Raw genomic sequence first — 21,593 nt, forward strand, 5'->3', positions numbered from 1 at the left:
GAATTCGCGAGGTTCACTGGTTTCATGAGCCCTGATCCGTGGATGTGGGCAGCCACTTGTGTATTCGCGAACGTTCGACGGCGGCGTCGACGTGCCACAGCTTGGCAGCCCGGTCGAACCGCGCGTTGAATTCCCGCTTGACCACCGCGTTGTCCGCGAACGGCACATCGAGGTACAGCCGCCCGTCATCGACTTCGCCGGGGCGGATCTTCGAGCCCGTCGTGGCGCTCCCGCCGGGGCCGCGACGGTAGGCGGGATCTGCCAACGGTCGTTCCCGGCGCGCGGTCGTCATGATCTTGCGCACCCGCTCGCACGCGGCCGCGTCGGTGATCCGCATCATCAAGTCGGTCGGGCCGGTGTTCGCGAGCAGGTTGAGCGAACCGTGCCAGAGCACGGTGTCGTCGACGATCATGACCTTCTCGTGCATCCGCTCGCGCAGTGACACCTCGCACCCCGCGCCGCGCAGTTCGTCGACGAGCTTCCCCTCCGCGGAATCGCCGTCCGGTGGGCGGGTGTGCACGACGACCCTGACACCTGCTGCCAGCCGCGGTGCGAGGATTCGCAGCCAGCGCCGCACGGGCCGGGGGTCGAGGAAAGGGCAGTAGATCTCGAGGCTGCGCCCCGCGTGGTCGATGTCCCACTCCACCGCCCGGTGGACCTCGTCGGCCGGGAAGAACGAGGGGCGGGCGAGTTCCTCCTCGGTCAGACCCGCGAGGTCCGCCGCCGTTCGGACCGGGACCAAGTCGTCGATCGAGAGCCGGTGGGCGTGGCGCTCCAAGTGCTCGACGAGGCGGGCGGCTTCGCTGCCGGGCGGTAGGTTGCGCTTGAGGAAGTCCACGTCCGCGACCACGACGAGATGGTCTTGGGCCCGGCTCAGCGCGACGTTCAGCAGGCGGCAGGTGGTGGACGAGAGGCCGGTGCCACCGTAGAAGAAGCCGAGCTTGTCGCCTGCGCCCGCCACGGTGTCGATGACCACCACAGGCCGTTGGCTGCCCTGGAAACGGTGCACGGTGTCGACCAGACCGTCGAACCGCTCCCCGAAGCGGTACCGGAGACTGGTGTCCAGGGCGCGCGCCTGGAGTCGATACGGGGTGATCACCGCCAGCCTGTCCGTGGCCCGCTTCTCCACAGCCTCGGCCTTGCGTCCGGGCAGCACCCCGTCGTACTGGAGGCCGCGGATCAATTCGTGGATCACCGCCTCGTGCACGGGGTTCGTCATGTGCGCGTCCCTGCGGCCCCGGGGGTGCGGAACCCGTCGTGACGACGTGTCGACGAGGACAACGGGTGCGGGGAGCAGGGGTGATGGGGGCACCCGGCTGCTGTTGTCCCGCAGGGTCCTCAGCGGGCTGTCGGGGTAGGCGACGGTGTTGACCGCGGCGCAGATGTCCGGGCGCATCCGGTACTGGGCGTCCAGGCAGATCATCCTGGCGTCCGGTCGCGCCGAGCCCGCCTCGTCGACGAGCGCGGCTGCGTGGAACGGGTCCCGGTCCATCCACCGCCGCGAATGTGCTCGGTCGGCCTCGCTGGCCTTGGTGTTGGTCGCACCCAGCGTCACCGGGGGCAGTTGGCGGAAGTCACCCGCGATCACGACCCGTTTCGCACCCAGTCCCGCCGCGTACCAGGCCGATGGCAGTGCCACCATGCCCGCCTCGTCGATGACCACGACGTCGGTGGAGCTCATCAGCGCGTTCGACTGCACTGCCTTGGCGACAGTCGCGCCCATCACGCGGCAGCGCTCGCGCACCGCCGTGACGATGCTGCGCCGTTCCTTCTCCGCATCGGCCAGAGCGCCTGTGAGCTCTCGTTCCTGTGCGTCGAGGCGCGGCAACGTCGGCATCGTCTGCAACCGATGGTAGGTTTCGGTGGTCAGTCGACCGGCGATCGTGTCCAGTCGCCTCCGGCACTCTCGCAGGCGGGCCTCATCAGCTTGGACGAGGTCGTGGGCGCGCTGGGCCTCAGCCGCCCGATCGGCCACCCGCGCCCGCAGCGAATCGATCTTCTTCTGCTTCCGGCCGAACAGCCCGGGGTCGTCACCGATCTGGTCCAGGTCCAGTTGAGCCTTGTCCGCGGCGTCTCGTGCGCTGCGGGCCTGTTTGTGGTGCCTGCCGATCGCGTCCTCCAACGCGCGGGCGCTGTCGAGCAGCTCGCTGCGCTCGGCTGTGGCGTGCGCGATCTCCCGGTGCAGTGCGATGCCCTCGCGGACTTCGCCGAGGTGATGCTGGAGGGATTGGATCCGCTGCGCGAGTTCAGCCGTCAGCCGGTCGGCGATGGCGTCAGGGCTGACCGCGTCCCCGTAGCGCTGCGCCAGTGTGGGGACCTCGATCTCGCCGCTGCGTTGGACGAGGCCGGATCGGAACTGCTCCTCGTGGACGAGGAGTTCGCACACGCGCTCCAGTGCCTGGTCCACCGCCACGTGTGTCGGTGCGACGAACAGCACGCGCAGGCCCTGCCGGTAGCAGCCTTCGATGATCCTGCTGATCACGTCGGTCTTGCCGGTGCCCGGCGGTCCCCAGATGAACGTGATGTCGCTGGCCAAGGCGTGCTCGATCGCCAGCCGCTGCCTGTTGTTCAACGGGAGGTTGTCGTAGCCGTGCACCAGCCGCCCGGGTTCCGGGCAGCGGCCGATCCGGGGGGAGCCCTCACCGAGGACCCACGACGCGGTCGTGGAGTTGAACCCGGCATCCTCACCGGATGCCGCTATGCGCTCGACAAGCAGCTCCAACGACGCCGTGTCGTCGGCGCGGAGCTGCACGTTGGTCAGGTTCCTGCCCAGGTCGGACTCAGCCGTCACCCTGACCTTGCCGCCGGGCATGGCCGTCGCGGTGACCTGCACCCAGGCGCCGCGAGACGACGAGGGGCGGGCCAAGAACCTGTTGTTCGACTGTTCGCGCCAGTTCGTGGCGGAGAAGACGTAATCGATTCCCGTGCCGTGGGCGCTCACGACCTGCCCGTCGCGCAGCGGGATCTTCCCGTTGTCCTTGCCGTCGTTGGCCAGTACGGCTGCGATCTCGAGGTTGAGCGCGGTGACCAGGTCACCGATGGGGTGGGGCAGCCGTGTCGTCATCGGCGCCACCGGGCTCGTACGCGCTGCCACCAGCTCAACCGCGGCACTGGCGGTCTGTGGTGGGTGGGCGGTGGCGGATGAACAGGCAGCGGTTGGTGAACCGGCGTAGGCGGTGTGGCCGGTGTTCGGGTTGCTCTTCGTGATGAGTAGAGCCTGTCGAGGCTTCGCGCGAGGTCGTCCGCATCGGTGTGCGCCCTTGTTGCCCGCGGGAGGCTCCCACGGGGCGCGGTGGTCGGCAGAGGCGGTGAGTCGGGCAGTGGCGCAGCAGGAGGTGGTGGGGCGGGAGGTGGTGGGGTGGCGGGCGGCGGGGCCAACATGGCGTTGGCGGCAGCCTCGGTGAGGATGCGCAGGGTTTGGACGCGCTTCAACTCGATCTGGGGACTGGGCCGAGTGGCACCCTGGGCCCAGTACTGGGTGACCATCCCGCTGAGCGCCACCCACGAGCCGCGCAGCGCTGTGACCTCCTGGTTGAACGTCGCCTCCAGTTCGCGGGTGATGCCGCCCCACGCCACGATCCTGAAGGCTCCATTCCGCCAGTTGCCGAAGTTGATGAACGCGGTCCTGGTTTGCCTGCCGTCGACCGCACGCGTATCGGTCACCTGCCCCACGATCGTGACGTGGTCGCCGACCCGGGCCATGAGCGCTGAGCGGTTGTGGGCGTCGACGGCGCGCGGCCCCGCCGGGCGCTTGGCTGTCGAGGTCGACTGGCGGCCGGTTCCGCTGACCCGTTCTCCGGCCAGGATTGCGGGCACTGCGGCAAAATCCGCTTGGCAGGCGGCGATGAGCACCCGGGCCCGCTCGGCGACCGCACCGATCCGGGCCAGCCTGGCGAAGACCTCCGAGCGCGCGGGTGCGGCGAAGTCCTCCGCTTCGAGGATGAGGTTCTCGCCGGTGTTGAAGTCGTGCCACAACGCCGGGTCGTACTTCAGCGCCTCCAGCGACAGGTCGATGACACACGCGCTGAACGCGTCCAGGTGACTGCCGTAGCTGTTCGCACGGTCGGGGTGCTGGTAGTTGCGGTGCCCGAACTCGGATGCCCCGAAGTCCGCCAGGGCGGGGACGTACATCCCGTCGTAGTCCACCAGCCGGATCCGGTCCGTGCCATCGACGAGGATGTTGCCGTGCTGCAGGTCGCCGTGCGCGGCACCGGCGGCGCGCAGCCTCGCAGCCGCCGCGGTGACCTGGCTCCGGACCTGGTCGAGGCGGCGCGGCTCGTGGAGGTGGTCCTCCACCCAGCTGTCCAGCCGCTTGCCCTCGACCCAGGGCATCCTGACGATGGGGAACACACCGCTGTTGACGCGGATGCCTTCCGCCACGAACGCGACGTCGGTCAGGAAGCCCATGTCGACCCGGTGCGCCTGGACGAACTCGGCGACAGCGGCGTACCGCTCGCGCAGCCGCGCTCCCTGCTTGTGGAAGCACCGGACGGCGAACCGCTGCCCGCCCGAGTTGACCGTGAAGGTCAGTGCGAACCCGCCGCTGGCGACCAAGGGCTGCCTCAGCGGAGTGAGTTCTGGTGTCCCGTACCGCAGTGCCGGGTCGGCGAACGACCTTGCCTGGATGGCCTGCTGGTAGTCGATGAGCTGGGGCAGCTTCATGCCCACACCACGCAGACGGTCGAGTCGTCGTCGTCCAGTTCCTGCTGTTCCCGAGCCCGTTCGATGAAGTCGGCGAACCGGTCGTCGTCGTCGACGTGCTCGATGAGCGGCGGCAGCCCACCGGTCTCGGCGTGGTGTCGCAACAGGTACTTCGCCACTGCATCCGTGGCGAGCAGCAGGATGTCGCCGTCACTCAGCGGACCGCTCGCCGAGCGCACGTGCTCAGGGGGGACCGGGGTGTCGGGCGTGGTGTGCACCAGCTCGGCGAAGCGCGAGAACTCCGTCCAGTCGTCCAGGGGGGCGGCGAGCACCAGGCGCCCGTCGGAGATGTGGAGCAGGCACGAGTCGCCCACAGCGGTCACCAGGTAGCCGTCGGCGTCAACCCGCACACCCAGGAACGTGGCAGCCGAGCCCCTGTGCAGCTTCTCCCTGGCATGCCACGCCAAGCCTGGGGTGGCCACGCGTTCCCACCACTGCTGCCGCAACGCGCCGAGCACGTCGGGTGCGAGCGGGTCGTCACCGTTGATGAAGGCGTCGGTCAGCAGCTCGCTCCACACATCGGCGCGGGCGGTGGTCGAAGCGCCGTCGGACACCGCGAACCGGCCCGAGTCCGCACGTCCGCCCGCGCTGTCCTCGTTCTCCTCGGGCCGGTTGTCGCGTTTGGCGGCTGTCCGCACTGCGAGGCGCAGCACCCGGTCCCCGGACGCCGGGATCACGTGGTCTGCGCGGGCCCCGGCAGCAGCTCTCGGCGCCCGCTCGGTGTGATGGGCCGGGTACCGATGTCGAGGAACTCGATCACCGACGTCGCTTGGGCGTTGTAGAGGAAACCGCGTGCACCCGGTTGCACCGCGTACCCCAGACCGGCCGCTGCCTCCGCCATCTGGACGGGGAGTTCGCTGGACATCTCGAACAGCAACGAGGCGTAGTCGTCCGGCAGCGCACCGGCTGAATTCGGCAGCAACACCTCACCGAACGAGGAACTCGAGAGGTGCACGTTGAACATCAGCGCGGGCCCGTCGTCCGTCCGGACGGACCGCACCCTCTCGGCCACGGGACGCGGATCGCCATCGGTGCTCACGCCGTCGGTCAGGTTGATGACGATCGGCGGGAAGCTGTTCGCGTGCTGGGAACACCAGCCCGACAGCACCTGCTCGGCGAGCCCCAGCGCCCCGACCATCGGTGTCGGCCCGTTCGCGGTGGCATCGACCCACACCGGGACGGCCATGGGAACCTGGATGATCCCGCCCGCCCCGTCGGCCTCTTTTCGCATCACCTCGTCAATGCGCCGAGGGTTGTCGGCGACCTGGCTGATGGGCAGCAGTGGCCGACCGGCGTCCGTGCCGTGCAGTGCGAACTGCACCTCGCCCCCGTACCCGATGACGCCGATCTCGAAGTAGTCGAGCACTCGGTTGTCACCCTTGCTGCATTGGATGACGGCGTTTCCGAGCAGCCGGTTCACGCTCAACGCCAGTGCATCCGCCTTCGACGGCCCGGTTCCCCACTGTTCCGACATGGAGAAGGACTGGTCGACGAGCAGAAGCAGACAGGCCGGACGCCGTCGGTTGATCTCGGCTGTGTACAAGAGCCCCTCCCCAAGTGCACTCGACCAGGATCGTAACCAGAGCGCGCAGGCCGTTGCCATCCGGCGTCGATCCAGCAGGCGAACGGAACGTTGATGCCCGGCGGTTGGAACGATCACCGGTATGTCAAGGGCGACATAATCCCAGCTCAAGACGGGTCCTGGTCGCAAGCGGGAGCGCTATGGGTCAGAAATTCGGATTATTCCTATCGGCTGCGCGATGACGGTCGGTCCTGATCGCCGCAGGTTCGGCCGTTGTCCACCGGACGTGCGCGACGCTTGCAACGGAGTTGCGCGAACAACTCGATCGCCGCGCGGTGGTGGACGATCGGGCTCATGCGCCGGGTAGTCGGCACGGAGGGGATGGCTCGTGCGCCGCCGGGGTGGAGCGGAAAGCGGGACGCCACGCCATCGGAAGATGGGGTGAGAGTGAGGACTGGCCGCGCGAACACCTCGGAGCGGGATGAGCGCGGCACCGGGACACGCTGCGTGCCAGGTGTCCGTCGAGTCTCCACCAAGCAGGTGGACATCGGGTTCGGGAGAACCAGCGGTTTCGTCGACCGCGCACACGCGGTGTGCGATCACCCTCCTGCCTCTTTCGAGAAGCCGATGAGGTTTTCCACCGGCGGTTCAACAGGTTCAACAGGAGCTTTTCCGGGCCTCTTGTTCGATTTGCTCGTGCCGGTGTTGACTCCATGGGGAACTTCGGTTGGCTCGACGGTTGATTTCAGGCCATCGACACGGAGGGTGGTGTTGTGGTGGACGCCGGTGCGCTCGTGAACAAGCTCGACCTCCCGGTTCGGCAGCACGTGGAGAACAACGAATTCCTGGCCGCCGCGCGGAATGGGCGGCTGGACCAGAAGCAGGTCCAGCGGCTGGTGCAGGTCGAATTCCAGACGCAGGAGGCGGAATTCGCGACCTACCCGCTGCTGGCCGTCCGGTTCCGGCACGAGGTGCCCGCGGGCCTGTTCGTCCACGTCGCCGACACGATCTTGCAGGCCAGGCGGTTCCTGGTGCGGGACGTGGTGGGCGCGGTGGGCTTGGACGTGGCGGAGTTGCGGCGGGCGCCGTTGTCGACGGCGACGCGGGAAGCGGCGGACATGCTCTCCTGGATGGGGTTGCACGCCGGTGCCGGTGAAGCGGCGCTGGTCGCCCGGACCGATTTCCTGCTGTGGACGGCCGCGTGCGCCGCGCTGCTGGACGTCCTGCCCGGCAGCGACGTCCCGGAGGTGCTGATCTCGTACCTGGAGCAGTACGCCGAGCCGCCCGCGGCGGTCGTCGACGGCGCGGTGGAGGTCATCGACTTCGCCTTGGCCGAGGGCGAGGAGGCGGACCGGGTGCTCCGCAGCGCGCCGGGCGTGGAACCGATGCTCGGCAACCTGTGGCACTTCGCCGCGGCGGGCTGAGCGGCACCCCCGATGGGCGTGCGGATCGACACCGAGGCGTTCACCGACAGCGACCGCGAGGTCTTCCGCCGCCGCCTGGAGGACTCGCTGGTCGTGCTGGACGCCGTGCTGCGGCGGCCCGGTTTCGGCGGACCCCCCGACACGGTGGGCGCGGAGTTGGAGGTCTTCCTCGTCACCGAGGACGACACCCCGGCGCCGGTGAACCTGGAGGTGCTCGCCGCGGCGGGCGACCACCGGCTCACCCACGAGGTCGGCCGCTACAACCTGGAGCTGAACCTGACCCCCAGGCACGTCGCGGGCAGGCCGTTCACCGCCCTGCGGGCCGAGGTCGGGGCGGTGCTGGGACTGGTGGCCGACGCGGGCAGGCGGTTCGGGGCGCTCCCCGTGACCATCGGGATGCTGCCGACCCTGCGCCCGGGCGACTTCGGCCGCGGCGCGATCACCGACGTGCCGCGGTACCGGGTGCTCGACCGGGAGTTGCGCGGTCGCCGGTGCGCGCCGCTGCACATCGGCATCAGCGGCGCGGACGACTGCGCCATCGAGGCGGACTCCATCGCGGTGCAGGCCGCCTGCTGCTCGTGGCAGGTCCACGTCACCGCGGCCCCGGACCGGTTGGCGATCACCTACGACGCGGTGCAACTGGCGATGGCGCCCCTGCTCGCGGTGTCCGGGAACTCGCCGCTGCTGCTGGGGCGGCGGCTGTGGCCGGAAACCAGGATCGCGCTGTACGAGCAGGGCATGGGCGACCACGCCACCGCCGCCGCGACCGGCACCCTGCCCCGGGTGACCTTCGGTTCCGGGTGGACGCACGGGGCGACGGGGGTCTTCGCGGACGTGGTGCGCAACCACGACGTCCTCGTCCCCGAGGTGTCCGAAGAGGACCCGCTGACGGCGCTGCGGCGGGGCCGCGTCCCGAGCCTGGACGAGCTGCGCCTGCACCAGAGCACCGTGTGGCGGTGGAACCGACCGGTGTACGACCCGGCGGGCAACGTGCGGGTCGAGGCACGCGCCCTGCCCTCCGGCCCCACACCGGTCGACATGGCGGCCAACGCGGCGTTCCTGGTGGGGCTGAGCAGGCACCTGGCCACCACGGGGAGCGGCTTCACCGCCGCTGTGCCGTTCGACGCGGCGAGGGGCAACTTCCACCGGGCCGCGGCGATCGGTCCCCGGGCGCCGCTGCGGTGGCCGTTCCCCGGTGGTGTCCGCGTGCTCCCCGCCGCCGAGCTGGTGCGCGCGCTGCTCCCGGCGGCGGCCGACGGGCTGCGCGACCTCGGCGTCGACCACGCCGAGGTGGACCGGTACCTGTCGGTGCTGGAACACCGCGCCGCCACCGGGCGGACCGGCGCGCGGTGGCAGCGGTGCGCCTTCGAGGCGCTGCGGCGGCGGTCGTCCACCGAACGGGCGCTGCGCGAGTCGGTCCACCGCTACCGCGAACTGAGCACCACCGATGAGCCGGTGCACACCTGGCCGGCCCCGTCCCGAGGAGCACCCTGGTGAGCACCCCGCCCCCCGCCGCGGACCTGCAGGTCGACTTCCCCTTCGACTACGCCGCCCACGTGGCGGGCGGGCGGCGCATCGGCCGCCTGCCGACGAGCGCCCTGGGCACCCGCGTCGCGGTGATCGGCACCGGCGGCAGCGGGCTGACCGCCGCCTACGAGCTGCTCCGCGTGGGCTGCACCCCGATCCTGTACGAGGCCGAGCGCTCCCCGGGCGGCCCCGGCGGCAGGCGGCTGGGCGGGCGGATGCACTCCCAGCGGCTGGCCCCCGCCGACAGCGCGGTGGTGGAACTGGGGTGCATGCGCGCCCCCGACTCCGCCCGGCTGCTGCGGCACTACGCCGACCTGTTCGGCCTGCACTGGCAGCCCTTCCGCGACGAGTACGTCCCGGGCACCACCCCGCGCACGGTCCTCGACATCGATGGCCGCACCCGCGCGGTCCGCGAGATCAGCGACCTGTACCCCGGGGACGAGGTGTTCCGGCAGGCGCACACCCGGTGGCTGGAAGCGTTGGAGCGGATCGGGCTCACCGACCTGCGCCGGGCGGTGGCCGCGCGGGACCCGGAGGAGATCCGGCGGCGGTGGGCGGCCCTGCTCGGCCGCTACGAGCAGTGGACCTTCCACCGCTTCCTGCTCGACCCCGACGGCGCCAGGCTGACCTGGGAGCAGGCGCGCGTGCTGGGCACCGCGGGGGTGGGCACGGCGGCCTGGGACTGCTTCTTCGGGCTCGCGTTCACCGAGGTCATGCGGCTGTTGCTGACCACGGAGGGCGCCGAGGTGTTCCACCTGCGCGAAGGCATGGGCGCGGTGGCCGACGGGTTCTGGAACCACCGCACCGGCCTGCCCGACGGCCGCTTCACCAGCCTGGCGGAGGTCAACGACGGGGCGCCGCGGCCGGGGGTGGTCACCCTGGAGGTGGGGGAGGACACCACCGAGGGCGTGGTCGTGCACGACGAGGACGGCCGGGCGGACTGGTTCCCCGCCGCCGTCTTCACCCCGCAGTTGCACGTGCTGGAGACCTCCGTGCGGGTCCGCCCGCTGCGCCCCGGCGGCGCACCGCCCTTCGGGCCCAGGTTGCTGCGCGCCATCCGCAGGCTCAGCTACTGGCAGTCGGCCAAGACCGTCCTGGTGACCGAGACGCCGTTCTGGACCGGCACCAGCCTCGACGGGGTGACCCTGACCGACCGGTTGCCGCGCGCGACCTACACGATGGACTTCGGCGAGCCCAGGGAGCCGGGCGGCAGGCGGTCGGTGCTCGTGCTCAGCTTCACCTGGGCCGAGGACTCCATGAAGGTCGCCTCGTCCACCCTGCAGGAACGGGTCGGGGCGTTCGTCGACGAGCTCTGCGAGATCCACCCGGAGGTGGCCGAGGAGCTGCGCCGCCAGGTCGCCGCGGGGGCCACCCGCACCATCTCCTGGGAGGAGGAGCGCAACTTCAAGGGCATCTGCCGGTTCTCGCGGCCGGGGGAGTACCCCTACCAGTGGGACCTGTTCTCGCACTTCGTGAAGGACGCCGCGGGCGTGCCGGGCGAGCCCGCCAACCCGCTGTTCCTCGCGGGCGACGACGTGTCGTGGTCCCCCGGGTGGCTCGACCACGCCATGGCCTCCGGGCTGAACGCGGCCTGGGGTGTGCTGCACTGCCTGGGCGGCAAGACCACGCCGGACAACCCGGGACCCGGTGACGTCTGGCAGCGCGAGCACTACCGGCCGCTGACGCCCGCCGAGGTCGCGGACCGGCAGGAGCCGAACCGACCGCCCACCACGACCAGCCCCCGCGACACCGCCCACGACGGGTTCGTGGTGACCGCCGACCGCCTGTGGGACGGGGAGCGCATGCGCCCGGCCGCCGAGGCGCGCGTGCTGGTGCGCCAGGGGCGGGTCAAGCAGGTGGGCGCGGGGGTGACCGGGTCGCCGACGGCGGAGAGCATCGACCTGCCCGGGCACACGCTGCTGCCCGGCCTGATCGACTGCCACGTGCACGTGCTGGACGAGTCGCTGAACACCGCCTCCGTCGGGGAGCAGACCCTCCGGGCGCTCCCGGCGATGCGGACGCTGCTGGACAACGGGTTCACCACGGTGCGCGACCTGGGCAGCGCCGACTACCCCAGCACGATCGACCTGCGCCAGGCGGTCAAGGAGGGGCTGGTCGTCGGACCCCGCCTGCTCACCGCGCCCAACATCATCTCCGCCCGGGGCGGGCACGGCGACAAGGAACCCGACCTGACCACCCGGTTCGGCATCGAGGTCGGCACCCTGGCCGACGGCACCGCCGAGGTCATCGCCCAGGTCCGCAAGCAGGTCCGGGCGGGTGCCGACTGGATCAAGTTCGCCGCCAGCGGCGGGTTCGGCACGCCATCGGACCACCCGGCCGCGGTGACCTACACGCAGGCCGAGATGACCGCGCTGGTCGCCGCCGCCACCGACCTCGGGCTGCCGTGCGCGGTGCACGCGTTCAACGACGAGGCGGTGCGCCGCGCGGTGCGCGCCGGGGTGCGCTCGGTCGAGCACGCGAACCTGGTGGGCGCCGACACCCTCGCGCTGCTCGCCGAACGCGGTGTCCCCCTGGTGCCCACGCTGTACGTGGTCTTCCACCACGTCGACCGGCTCGACGACGAGGACTTCTGGGAGGGCAAGCCGGGCGTCCTGCGCGCCAAGTTCCGCGACTGCGCGGAGTCGCTGCGGTCCACGGCCGCGCTGCTGGCCGACAGCGACGTGGTGCTGGCCTTCGGCACCGACGCCAGCGTGATCCCCTACGCGGACACGTGGCGGGAGTTCCCCACCATGGCCAGGGTCGGCATCGGGGCCGAGCGGATCCTCAGGTCGGCGACGTCGGTGGCGGCCGACCTGCTGCGGCAACCCGACCTCGGCCGCGTGCGGCCGGGCGCGGTCGGCGACCTGGTCGCGGTCCCCGGCGACCCCACCGAGGACATGGGCGTCATGGGCGAGGTGGACTTCGTCATGCAGGGCGGCACCGTGCGCAAGCCATGAACCCCGCGCGGGGCGTCAGCCGGAGGCGGCCAGCTCCGCGCACAGCCGGTCGACCTGCTCCTCGGTGACGTGCGGCATGACCACCAGCGCGGCGTGCTCCTCGTCGCGGACCAGGTGCCAGCGGCGGCAGAAGTCCGTCGGGGGCGGGTCGAACAGCACGATGGTCCCCCCGCGCGCCCGGCTCGGGTTGCGGCCCACCTCGGCGAGCCTGCGCTGGGCGTGGGCGGCGGTCCGGTGGCACCGGCGCGCCCGCTCGGCCAACCCGCTCCTGCCCAGGCGGCGCAGTTCGTACCACAGCAGCGCGGGCGCCAGCGCGTCCCGCGAACCGGTGATGGTGTCGTCGTCGGACCCGACGGCGACACCCTCCTCGCGGATGGTCGCGACGTCGGCCTCCGGGACCAGGACCACCCCGCAGGGCACCGGGCACCCGATCACCTTGTGCCCGCTCATGGCGACGCTGTCGGCCCCCGAGGCGAGGTTCCACGGGATCGCCTCGTCGCCGAACTCGGCCAGGATGCCGCCGAAGGCCGCGTCGCAGTGCACCCAGCTCCGCCCGACCCCCGCCGCCGCGAGCGCGCGGCGCACCCCGGGCAGGTCGTCCACCGCGCCGCGACCGGTCGTGCCGATCGTCACCGCGACCACCGCCGCCCGACCGGGGTGCCGGGCCAGTTCCCCGACCAGGGCCGTGGTGTCCAGCGTGCCGTCCGGTCGGGTGCGCACCGCGACGTAGGGCATCCGGAGGAGCCTGGCCAGCTTCGGCAACGAGTAGTGCGCCTCGGCCGAGGCGTACAGCACCGCGTCGGGGTGGCGTTCCCGCGCCACCCACACCGCGAACGTGTTGCTCTCGGTGCCCCCGCTGGTGAGGTAGCCGAACACCCGGGACGGGTCGCCACCGGCCAGGGCGGTGAAGAAGTCCAGCACCGCCACCTCGAACGGCTTGGTGTCGATCCGGTACGCGCTCTCCGCGCGCGGGTTGCCGACGTTGTTGCCGTGCACGGCGAGGAATTCCGCCAGCGGGCGGTGGTCGAAGTCGAGGTTCACCGGGAAGCCCACCATGCGGTCGCTCTCCGCGCGCATCCACCGCACCGCCTCCGCCAGCGGGTCGACGTCCGGGTTCGCGTCCTCGCCGATGCGGAGCCGGTCGGGGTCGAAGAGTTCCACGGTCGTCCACCTCCACCGGGATCGTGAATGACAATGTAGTGGTGCGCCGGAGAAGGCGGCAGGGCCATTCAGGCAGTCCGGGAACCCGAGGGGAATATTCCGCTCCGGCCGGGCGGATTCCCGTTGTCCCGCACCGCTTGTGGCCGGGGGAATCGCCGCCCGCCCCTCACCCGAAGGAGCGATGGTCGCGGTGGGGAGGCCGTGCTTGAATGAAAAGGGCGGAATCTCCGGAAAGCGATGAGGTATTTGTTCGACACGCCGGTTTCGGGCCGGTGTGGCGGTCGAAGCTGTCAGGAGAACTGGACGTTGCGCAAGAACACGCCCAACGAAGCGCTGCGCGCCCTCCTCGGGGAGGCTCGGTGGACCGGGCACAGCTTCGCCCTCGCGGTCAACCGGGTGGCCCTCGAAGCGGGCGTGGTCCTGCGCTACGACCGGACCGCGGTGGCGCACTGGCTGTCGGGGAGCCGCCCGCGCCCACCGGTCCCCGAGTTCGTCGCCCAGGCCCTGTCCCGCCGCCTCGGCAGGCCGATCCCGGTGGCCGACATCGGCCTGCGCGCCGCGACCGCTTGCCCGGCCGAACCGGCCGCCGACGACGCGACCGCGGCCTCCGCGCTCCTCCAGCTCATCACGGCGGACCTGGACCCCGCGTGCCGCAGCGCGCTGTGCGAACAGCCGTTCCGGGTGGAGTGGGCGGCGACCCCCGAGTGGACCGGTGGCCGGTCGGGCCGCGATCCCCGCCCCGCTCGGGTGTGCGCCGTCGAGAGCGAGACCGCGGAGGCGATCAGCGCCATGCGGTGCGCCTTCGCCACCGCCGACCAGGCGTTCGGCGGCGGGCACGCCCGGCTCGCGCTGGCCGCCTACCTCGCCACCGACGTCACCACGTGGTTGCTGGCGTGCACCGAGGACAACCACCGCACCCTGTTCGGCGCGACGGCCGCGCTGACCCGCCTGACCGGTTTCATGTGCTTCGACAACCTGCACCACAACCTGGCCCAGCGCTACTACCGGGCGGCACTGCGCCTGGCCGACGAAGCGGGCGACGCGACGGCGCACGCGCTGGTCCTGCGCGGCATGAGCGTGCAGGCCTGGTTCCTGGGCCACTACCGCCAGGCGGTCGGCCTGGCCGACGCAGCGGTGGACCGCGTGGGCGGTCGTGCCTCGCCCGGCGCGCGGGCGGCGATCCTCGGCCAGGCTGCCGTCGCCCACGCCGCGCTCTCGCACCGCGGCACCGCCCTGTCCCGCCTGGCCGAGGCCGAGGGGTGCCTGGACGGTGCCGCGGAACCGCCCGCCCAGCGGACCGACCGGGCGGACCTGGCCCACCTGACCGGGCAGGCCCTGGTGTCCCTCCGCGCCAGCCACCGGGCCGAGACCGCACTGTGCGACTCGCTGCGCCACCGCCCCGAAGCCGAACGCCGCTCCCGCATGCTCACCATCCACCACCTCGCCGACCTGCAACTGCGCCAGGGCCGCCTGGAGCAGTCCTGCACCACCTGGCACCGCTTCCTCGACGACTACCCCCGCATCCACTCCGCCCGCGTCGACCTCGCCTTCCGCACCTTCCGGCGAAAGCTGTACGCGCACCGCGGCAACACCACCGTGCGCGACACCCTGCACCGCGCCAGCCGCGTCGCCGGGTGACGGGCACCCCGCGAGGTACAGCCGCGAGCCGCCCTCTTCCACGTCGACGTGCTCTGACACCGCGCCCGCCGGGGCGGCGACGGTGCGCGATCCAGTGACAGCCCGGGCGGGCGCGTTCCACGGCCCTGATGACGGCTCCCATAAGCTGGGGGAATGACATTCGGTGATCCACGTGAACCGATGAGCAAGGGGCCTCGGTCGGTCCCGAAGCCGAAACGGCTCGCGCACCTCCGCGTCGACCCCCGCGGCTACCCGGTCATCGCCGCGATCGGCCAGGCACCCGGGGACATCGACTTCGGTGCGCTGTCGGAGCCGCGGAAGCTCGCCCTGGCCACTTTCGACCTCTGCGCCGTGTGCGCGCTCCCGTTCGGCGACGAGCTGCGGTGGCAGGTTTCCTTCGACAGATCAGCGGCGACGGCGAAGACGCTCATCTCGAGTGAGGCACCGGTCCACGAGATCTGCGCCCTGTACGCGGCCCAGGTCTGCCCGTTCGTCTCGTCACCGTACGCCCGGCACGGCGACGAGATCCGCAAGGGCGTGAAGCGCCCTGAGGTCACCTTCCTGGCCGGGTTCCGGCGGACAGCGCGGGTCTTCGGCCGACGCTTAGGGCTTCAGACATCCGAATGCGTCCTGCACTTCGAGACCACCGACGTCGAACAGCAGTTGGAGCTGTCGAACTCGGCCGAAGCGATCGAGGCTTACCAGCGGGCGCTCCAGACCGAGGTTGAGTTCACGATCGACGACACCGAGCGAGAAATCGCGACGCGCCTCACCGAGCCGACGGTCAAGGAAGGTGAGGACTCAGGCAGTGTCATGGCGGGCGCCGCGTGGTTCGCGGGCGGTGCGTTCTGCCCTGGTGTCGGCACCGTGCAGGGCATGCGGCGCTTCGCCGAAGACCCGATGTACACAGCTCTCGCGCGGCGGGTGCTGCTGGAACCCGGATTCGCGGAAGATTTCGAGGAGACGGAGGACCCCTACACCCGCGCTGCGCTCAAGTGGCTCAACAGCCGCGACCACCTGCCCGAGATCCTGACGAGCTGGCGCAACGCCGAGATGAATCGGGCGCGGCGCGGCAGGCCACCGTCCGGCAGGAGCAGCGGCGGAGCTGATCCCAGGAAGTCCAAGCGCAAGCTCCAGGGCGCGGCTCGGCGCAAGAACCGCCGGTGACCCAGACCCGGCTGTCACATGCTCAGGTCGGCTTCACACCTGGACAGCGGCGATGGTCGCAGCTCCGCAACCCGGGCCTGGATGAGCAGTGGACCGGCGCACCAGATCAGACCCGCTGCGCCCGGGTGTCGTTCAGCAAGACGCGTCCACCGGCACCGTGCCGCCGAGCTTGAACACGATCGCGATACCGATCAGAACAGGGTCGCGGGCTCGATCGGCTCGGGCTCGGGCAGCGCATCGAGGTCGGGCACGAGCGCCCGCACCTCGTCGTGGAAGCGGCGGGCGAGTGCGGGCGCGTCGTCGTTGTCGGGGGTGTGCAGGAAAACCGTCGGTGACCGGCCCTCGCGCAGCCAGTCGGCGACCACCGCGGTCCACGGCCGCCACCCCTCGACCGTCTCCTCGACCGAGTCCCGGCCCAGGTACCGGACGATCGGCCGGTCGGTCAGCGCCCGCGTCCGCCGCGGCAGCCGCGGTTTCCTGGCCCAGGCTTCCTGCTCGGCCTCACTGGTCGGCGGGCTCTGGAAGAAGACCGCGGTGTCGAACGGCACCCACTCGGCCCCCGCGCCCGCGAGCACCCCCTCCAGCAGCGACGTCGAGCCCGCGTCGGTGAAGAACCCCGGGTGGCGCACCTCCACGGCCCGCCTGCGGTCGGCGGGGAGCCTGCGCAGAAAACGACCGAGGGCGTCGACGTCCGAGGGGCCGAACGAGCCGGGCAACTGCGTCCACAGGACCGCCCGCTCCCCGAGGGGGTCGACCGCGTCCAGGAACGCCCGCATCTCGGCTTCGACCCCGACCAGCCTGCGCTCGTGCGTGACGACCTTGGGCAGTTTGACCGCGAACCGGAAGTCGGGGCCGGTCTGCTGCGCCCAAGCTTCGACGGTCTTGCGGGCGGGGGTCGCGTAGAAGGTGGTGTTGCCCTCGACCGCGTTGCACCAACCCGCGTAGGCCCGCAGGCGCTCCTTGGCGGGCAGCGACTGCGGCAGGAACCGCCCTGGCCACGCCTTGTGGGTCCACATCGCGCAGCCGACGTGAAGACGTGCCACTCCGCCAACTCCCCTCGATCGTGAGCGAAGATAGCCTGTGCCCACCCGCGACCGCGCGGCGGACGCGGGTGCCGCCCGGTAGTCGCGGACCGCGTCCTCGACCGCACCCGTCCCACGTCCACCCGCTCGGGGCCGACGTCGGCGCTGTACCCGCCCGGCTCTGTGCGGACACCTCGTCGCCGTGCTTGCGCCGGATCTCGTGCACGCAGGTCCTGCGCGGCGGGCAGCGGCGGCAGAACCGTCGCCACCCGCACGGCGTCCTCGGCGAAGGGTCGCCCGGTGGCCAGACCCACCAGGTGGGAGGCGATGAAGTCCCCGCCGCCACGCGCGCCCACCTCGACCAGCCGCACCCGCCCGACTGACCACGCACTCCAGGTGGAAGGGGCAGTCGTCCGATCCCAACGCCGCCACGACACGGCGGTGAACTCCTCGTGGATCAGCCCGGAGAACCCGCCGAGCAGGTCGAACGCCGCCTCCAGCTCCTCGGCGGAGTCGACCAGGACGATGCCCCGGCTGCCCGAGGACGCCACCGGCTCAAGCACCCCGGGCACCCCCACCGCGGCCAGGGCGGGCCCGAGGCCCTCCCCCGCGGTCGACCCCGGAGAACCGGGGCGGGGTCGGCGGCGGCGACCGCCGCCCGCACCAGCGACTTGCCCTTGGCCCACCCCGCCGCGGCGGGGCGGTCCGGCAGCCCGGGCCGGGTGGCGATCCGACTCGCGGTGCGCACGTCACCGTCAGACCAGGCCAACACACCCGCGAACCGGTGCCTGCCCAGTTCGCCGATGTCGACGTCGGTCAGGGCGGCGGTGTCGGCCTGGATCGGTGTGACCGACGCGGGCAGGCCACCGGGCACCCGATCGGCGAGCAGGACGACCGGGTGCCCCGCCCGCTGGGCGGCCTCGAACGCCGCGCCCCGCTCCAGGTGGGTCCGCCTCGCGTTGACGAAGAGCACCGGGTTCACCGCGGCGCTCCCGCCGCCACCGGGTCCACCGGGCGGACCTCCTCCGCAGGCGCTCTCCGCCCGGCCATCGCCAACTGCGACAACACGATCCCGGTCAGCATCGCCGCCGACCCGGCCCACTGCGCCGCGCTCAACCGCTCGCCGAGCACCACCGCCGCCAGCACGCCGCCCACGATGATCTCCAGCGCCGCGACCAGGCTCGCCGAGGTGGACGGGATCACCCGCTGGGCGATCACGCCCAGCAGGATGGCGCCCGCCATCCCCACCAACCCCACGTACAGCGCCAGGCCCCACACCGGCGCCGACCTCGCCGTGCTCGCCAGCACCTCGAACGGGAACGGCGCGAACACCCCCGCCGCCGTCAGCGCCACCGCGCCGAGGCACCCTCCCCAGGTGGCCATGACCAACGGGTCGTGCGTGCGCAAACCCCGCTCCGCCAACAGGAACCGCCCCGCCAGGGTCACCGCCGCGGCGAGGCCGAAGGCGACACCCACCCAGTCCAACCCGGCCCCGTTCCCGCCGACCCCGCTGACCAGCGCGAGGCCCGCGAGGAGCACCGCGATCCCCACCCACAGCAACGCCGGGACGGGCCTGCCCTGCACGAACCGGACCCACAGCGCCACGAGCACCGGGGCCAGGTACTCCAACAGCAACGCCACGCCCACGGGCAGCCGCCCGAGCGCGACGGTGTAGAGGACCTGGTTGACCGCGATCGTGATCACCCCGTACAACGCGACCAGCCACCAGTCGCCGCGCGGGACGGACATCCTCCCCCTCCGCAGCAGCAGCGCCGCGGCGAGGAGGGCCAGCGCGCCGATCACCGTGCGCACCTGGATCACGTTCACCGGGGACAGCCCGCTGCCCGCCAGCAGCTTCAACGCGGGGGCCGCGCTGCCCATCGCCACCGCGCCGATCGCGCCGATCGCCAGTCCGCCCGCCAGACCCGTCCTGCTCATCGCGCGAGCACGTCCGCCAGCAGGGCCGCGCCGGTCGCGAACTCGGCCTCGGCCCGGCCCAGGAACTCCGACTCCGACAGCGCGGACTCCGCCAGCACGCTGACGAAGTAGCCGCCGCCCGGGTCCGACACGACCTGGTCGCCGAACGCCGCGCGGGCCGCGGTGACCGCGGAGTCGTGCCGCGGGCCGAGGAACGACACAGCCGTGGCCACAGCGCTGTCGACCACCCCGATCTCCAACGCCCGCGCCGCCACCATCTGCGACAACGGCGTCGCGCTCAGGTAGGTGCCCTCGGCGAGCCGCGCCAGCCCGCTGACCAAACCGTGGTGGCGCAGGCGCCGGTAGGGAGTGTCCTCGACGATTGGGAAACCGTGCCGGTCTGCCAGCTCCACCACGGCGCGGCGGGTCTCCTCCGACGCGCACACGCCGCTGCGGTCCTGGAAGCAGGGGATCGTGTAGAGGAACGCGGGGGCCCGCTCCGCCACGACCGCCGCCAGCCACTCGTCACCCAGGTTCCCGCCGATGCTCGGGTACTGGAATACCTCGGTCGGCCGGTCGGTGACGACGTCCGCGGCGATGTTCGCCAGCTCGTCGACGGGCGGCACCTGCTCGGGGGGAACGCCCCTGGTGAAAGCGATGAACACGGGAACGCCTTTCTCGGGTTGGATCAGGTCAGAACCGGTCGGGCCGGGGTCAGGAACGAGCGGTCGAGATCAGCCGTGGTGGCGACGCCCAGCTGCCGCAGGCAGTCGCGCGGCTCGGCGTCGACCAGGTCGAGGACCTGCCCCACGCCGCGCTCGCCGTCCAGGCCGAGGCCCCACCGGTAGGGCCTGCCCAGGCACACCGCGTCGGCACCCAGCGCCAAGGCCACGCACCGACCCGCGTCCTCGGGCCGCAACACGCCCTTGACCAGCAACGGCAGGCTGGTCAACGCGCGCAGCCGGGCGATGTCGGCCCAGGTGACCGGCAGCCGGTCGAGCCTGCCCGACGCCGGTGCCGCCCCATCGAGCACGCCGACGTCGCGCAACGTCCCGTAGTCGACGTCGTCCGGCAGTCGGAACCCGGCTCGCCACGTGCTGACCCGGCGCGCGCTGTCGGACGCGTCCACAGTCACCACCGGTGCCGACGCCCCACCCCGCTCGGCATAGGCCACCGTCTCGGCCACGTGCTCCCGTGAGCGGTACCCGTAGAGCTGGAACCAGCTCAACCCGGGTGAGGCCGCGGCGATGTCGGGGAACCGGTGGTGCGTGTCCGTGCTGACCACGGACAGGACACCTCTGGCCGTCGCGGCGCGCGCGACCGCCAGTTCCGCGTCCGGGTGCAGCAGCCGCTGCGGGCTGGTCGGTGCGAGGACCACCGGGCTCGCCAGCACGTGCCCGAGCAGGGTCGTCGCCGTATCGGGTTCGTCCGCCCCGGTCCGCACACCCCTCGGGGTCAGCCACACCGAGCTGAACGCGTCGGCGTTGCCCGCCACGGTGCTGTTGCCACCCGCCCCGCCCTCGACGTAGGCGCGGATCGGGGCGGGGGTGCGCTCACACCACGCGGCCTCGACGTCAGCCGAGGTCAGGGCGGGGTGGGGCTCGACGGCGGTCACCAGACGCCCCGGATCCGCGGCAGGGCGGGGACGACGCGCGAGCCGCCCATCATGTCCCGCACCGTCCGCGGGATCGATCGCACCGAGTAGAACCGGCGCAGCCACCGGTCCTGGCCGTCGTAGCGGGGGGTGAACGCCGTCCGCCCGTGCGCCGCCACGGTGTTGTCCAGCACGACCAGGTCGCCGGGGGTCAGGAGGACGTCGTGGCAAACCTCCTCCAGCGCGGCGGCCAGGGTGACGAGCGCCGACCTGCCCGCGGCGGTGGTCGCGAAGGTGTTGTGCGAGTTGAACCGCAGGAACAGCCGGTCCGGCTCGCCGTAGAGCACCGGGTGCGGCCCGGCGGGCGCCGCCTCCGGCCCACCCCGGGTGAAGGAGGTCGGGTGGTTGCTGGAGAACACCGGTTGTCGAAACACCGCGAGAACGCCGTCGTCGAGCAGGCGGGCCGCGGCCCGCGCCGAGGCGACCCTGGTGGCGGCGACACCGAGGTGGTCCTGCCGCAGGCACAGCAGCCCCAGGCAGTCCGGGCGCAGCGGGTGGTGCACGTTCTCGGTGTGGAAGTCGAACGCCACGGACCCGGAGTTCTCGATCCGCTGCTCGTCACCGGCCACCGGCTGCACCTCGTGCACCAGCGCCCCGGCCTTCTCCTCGGCGTACCCGACCATCACCCCGAGCGCGTCGGCCACCCGCCGCAGCACGGCGTCCGTGTGGTGGCCCACCACCCCGGAGGCCACACCACCCACGTGCGTCGGCGGCAGTTCGCCGACCGGAATCCCGCGCAGCAGCACGAACCCGTCCTCGCCGGAGTCCGCTGCGAACTCCCGCAGCGCGGCAGGCGCCTCGCCCACGGCGAGCAACGCCTCGTACTCAACCCCGGAAATAGTGGAAATTGATGAAGATATCGCAGTCGTCATCAGCCTGGCCCCAATTGTCGCAGTGTGCTGA

16 protein-coding genes are annotated in these 21,593 nt (G+C 71.9%); 5 read left to right on the forward strand and 11 right to left on the reverse strand.

What is annotated here, in order from left to right; translation table 11 throughout:
* Positions 1–22: 22 nt before the first annotated feature.
* The 4 genes from L6E12_RS20325 to L6E12_RS20340 are packed head-to-tail and all read right to left on the reverse strand — an operon-like array spanning position 23 to position 6,244.
* Positions 23–3,064, reverse strand: a complete 3,042-nt coding sequence (locus L6E12_RS20325) for an AAA domain-containing protein (protein WP_236229524.1) — start codon at positions 3,062–3,064, stop codon at positions 23–25.
* On the reverse strand, positions 3,061–4,662 hold the full coding sequence (locus tag L6E12_RS20330) for a hypothetical protein (protein ID WP_236229526.1): 1,602 nt from the start codon (positions 4,660–4,662) through the stop codon (positions 3,061–3,063). Before L6E12_RS20330 ends, L6E12_RS20325 begins: the two co-directional genes overlap by 4 nt.
* Positions 4,659–5,378 (reverse strand): protein phosphatase 2C domain-containing protein, encoded by a 720-nt coding sequence (locus L6E12_RS20335; RefSeq protein WP_236229509.1) that lies wholly within the window; start codon positions 5,376–5,378, stop codon positions 4,659–4,661. The genes L6E12_RS20330 and L6E12_RS20335 overlap by 4 nt, the downstream gene beginning before the upstream one ends.
* Positions 5,375–6,244, reverse strand: coding sequence for a VWA domain-containing protein (locus L6E12_RS20340; protein WP_236229510.1), 870 nt, complete (start codon positions 6,242–6,244; stop codon positions 5,375–5,377). The genes L6E12_RS20335 and L6E12_RS20340 overlap by 4 nt, the downstream gene beginning before the upstream one ends.
* A 755-nt stretch (positions 6,245–6,999) precedes the next feature.
* Here L6E12_RS20340 and L6E12_RS20345 point away from each other — a divergent pair.
* Genes L6E12_RS20345 through L6E12_RS20355 form a run of 3 tightly spaced genes read left to right on the forward strand, consistent with a single transcriptional unit; the run spans position 7,000 to position 12,131 of the window.
* A complete protein-coding gene (locus L6E12_RS20345) occupies positions 7,000–7,647 on the forward strand; it encodes a hypothetical protein (protein ID WP_236229511.1) in 648 nt (215 codons plus the stop codon).
* Positions 7,648–7,665: 18 nt separating this feature from the next.
* Positions 7,666–9,144 (forward strand): glutamate--cysteine ligase, encoded by a 1,479-nt coding sequence (locus L6E12_RS20350; RefSeq protein WP_236229512.1) that lies wholly within the window; start codon positions 7,666–7,668, stop codon positions 9,142–9,144.
* Positions 9,141–12,131, forward strand: coding sequence for an amidohydrolase family protein (locus tag L6E12_RS20355; protein ID WP_236229513.1), 2,991 nt, complete (start codon positions 9,141–9,143; stop codon positions 12,129–12,131). The genes L6E12_RS20350 and L6E12_RS20355 overlap by 4 nt, the downstream gene beginning before the upstream one ends.
* 15 nt (positions 12,132–12,146) lie before the next feature.
* Here L6E12_RS20355 and L6E12_RS20360 read toward each other — a convergent pair whose 3' ends face one another.
* Positions 12,147–13,292: a histidine decarboxylase gene (locus L6E12_RS20360; protein WP_236229514.1), complete on the reverse strand. Its 1,146-nt coding sequence runs from the start codon at positions 13,290–13,292 to the stop codon at positions 12,147–12,149.
* A 306-nt stretch (positions 13,293–13,598) separates the two neighbouring features.
* Between L6E12_RS20360 and L6E12_RS20365 the strand changes: the two genes are divergently transcribed.
* On the forward strand, positions 13,599–14,930 hold the full coding sequence (locus L6E12_RS20365) for a hypothetical protein (protein ID WP_236229515.1): 1,332 nt from the start codon (positions 13,599–13,601) through the stop codon (positions 14,928–14,930).
* Between the two features lie 153 nt (positions 14,931–15,083).
* Entirely contained in the window at positions 15,084–16,097 is a 1,014-nt protein-coding gene (locus L6E12_RS20370) for a hypothetical protein (protein WP_236229516.1), read from the forward strand.
* Positions 16,098–16,288: 191 nt separating this feature from the next.
* Here L6E12_RS20370 and L6E12_RS20375 read toward each other — a convergent pair whose 3' ends face one another.
* The 6 genes from L6E12_RS20375 to L6E12_RS20400 all read right to left on the reverse strand — a co-directional run bounded on the left by L6E12_RS20375 (position 16,289) and on the right by L6E12_RS20400 (position 21,562).
* Entirely contained in the window at positions 16,289–17,113 is an 825-nt protein-coding gene (locus L6E12_RS20375) for a DUF72 domain-containing protein (RefSeq protein ID WP_236229525.1), read from the reverse strand.
* A 463-nt stretch (positions 17,114–17,576) separates the two neighbouring features.
* The gene (locus tag L6E12_RS20380; protein ID WP_236229517.1) at positions 17,577–18,101 is read right to left on the reverse strand and encodes a hypothetical protein; all 525 of its coding nucleotides are present in this window, start codon (positions 18,099–18,101) and stop codon (positions 17,577–17,579) included.
* Positions 18,098–19,057 (reverse strand): DMT family transporter, encoded by a 960-nt coding sequence (locus L6E12_RS20385; RefSeq protein WP_236229518.1) that lies wholly within the window; start codon positions 19,055–19,057, stop codon positions 18,098–18,100. The genes L6E12_RS20380 and L6E12_RS20385 overlap by 4 nt, the downstream gene beginning before the upstream one ends.
* Positions 19,054–19,701 (reverse strand): hypothetical protein, encoded by a 648-nt coding sequence (locus tag L6E12_RS20390; RefSeq protein WP_236229519.1) that lies wholly within the window; start codon positions 19,699–19,701, stop codon positions 19,054–19,056. The genes L6E12_RS20385 and L6E12_RS20390 overlap by 4 nt, the downstream gene beginning before the upstream one ends.
* A 23-nt stretch (positions 19,702–19,724) precedes the next feature.
* Positions 19,725–20,651 (reverse strand): alpha-hydroxy acid oxidase, encoded by a 927-nt coding sequence (locus L6E12_RS20395; RefSeq protein ID WP_236229520.1) that lies wholly within the window; start codon positions 20,649–20,651, stop codon positions 19,725–19,727.
* The gene (locus L6E12_RS20400; protein WP_236229521.1) at positions 20,648–21,562 is read right to left on the reverse strand and encodes a TauD/TfdA family dioxygenase; all 915 of its coding nucleotides are present in this window, start codon (positions 21,560–21,562) and stop codon (positions 20,648–20,650) included. The genes L6E12_RS20395 and L6E12_RS20400 overlap by 4 nt, the downstream gene beginning before the upstream one ends.
* Positions 21,563–21,593 lie beyond the last annotated feature (31 nt).

It is taken from the genome of Actinokineospora sp. PR83 (assembly GCF_021056305.1).
Classification (GTDB): Bacteria; Actinomycetota; Actinomycetes; order Mycobacteriales; family Pseudonocardiaceae; genus Actinokineospora; species Actinokineospora spheciospongiae.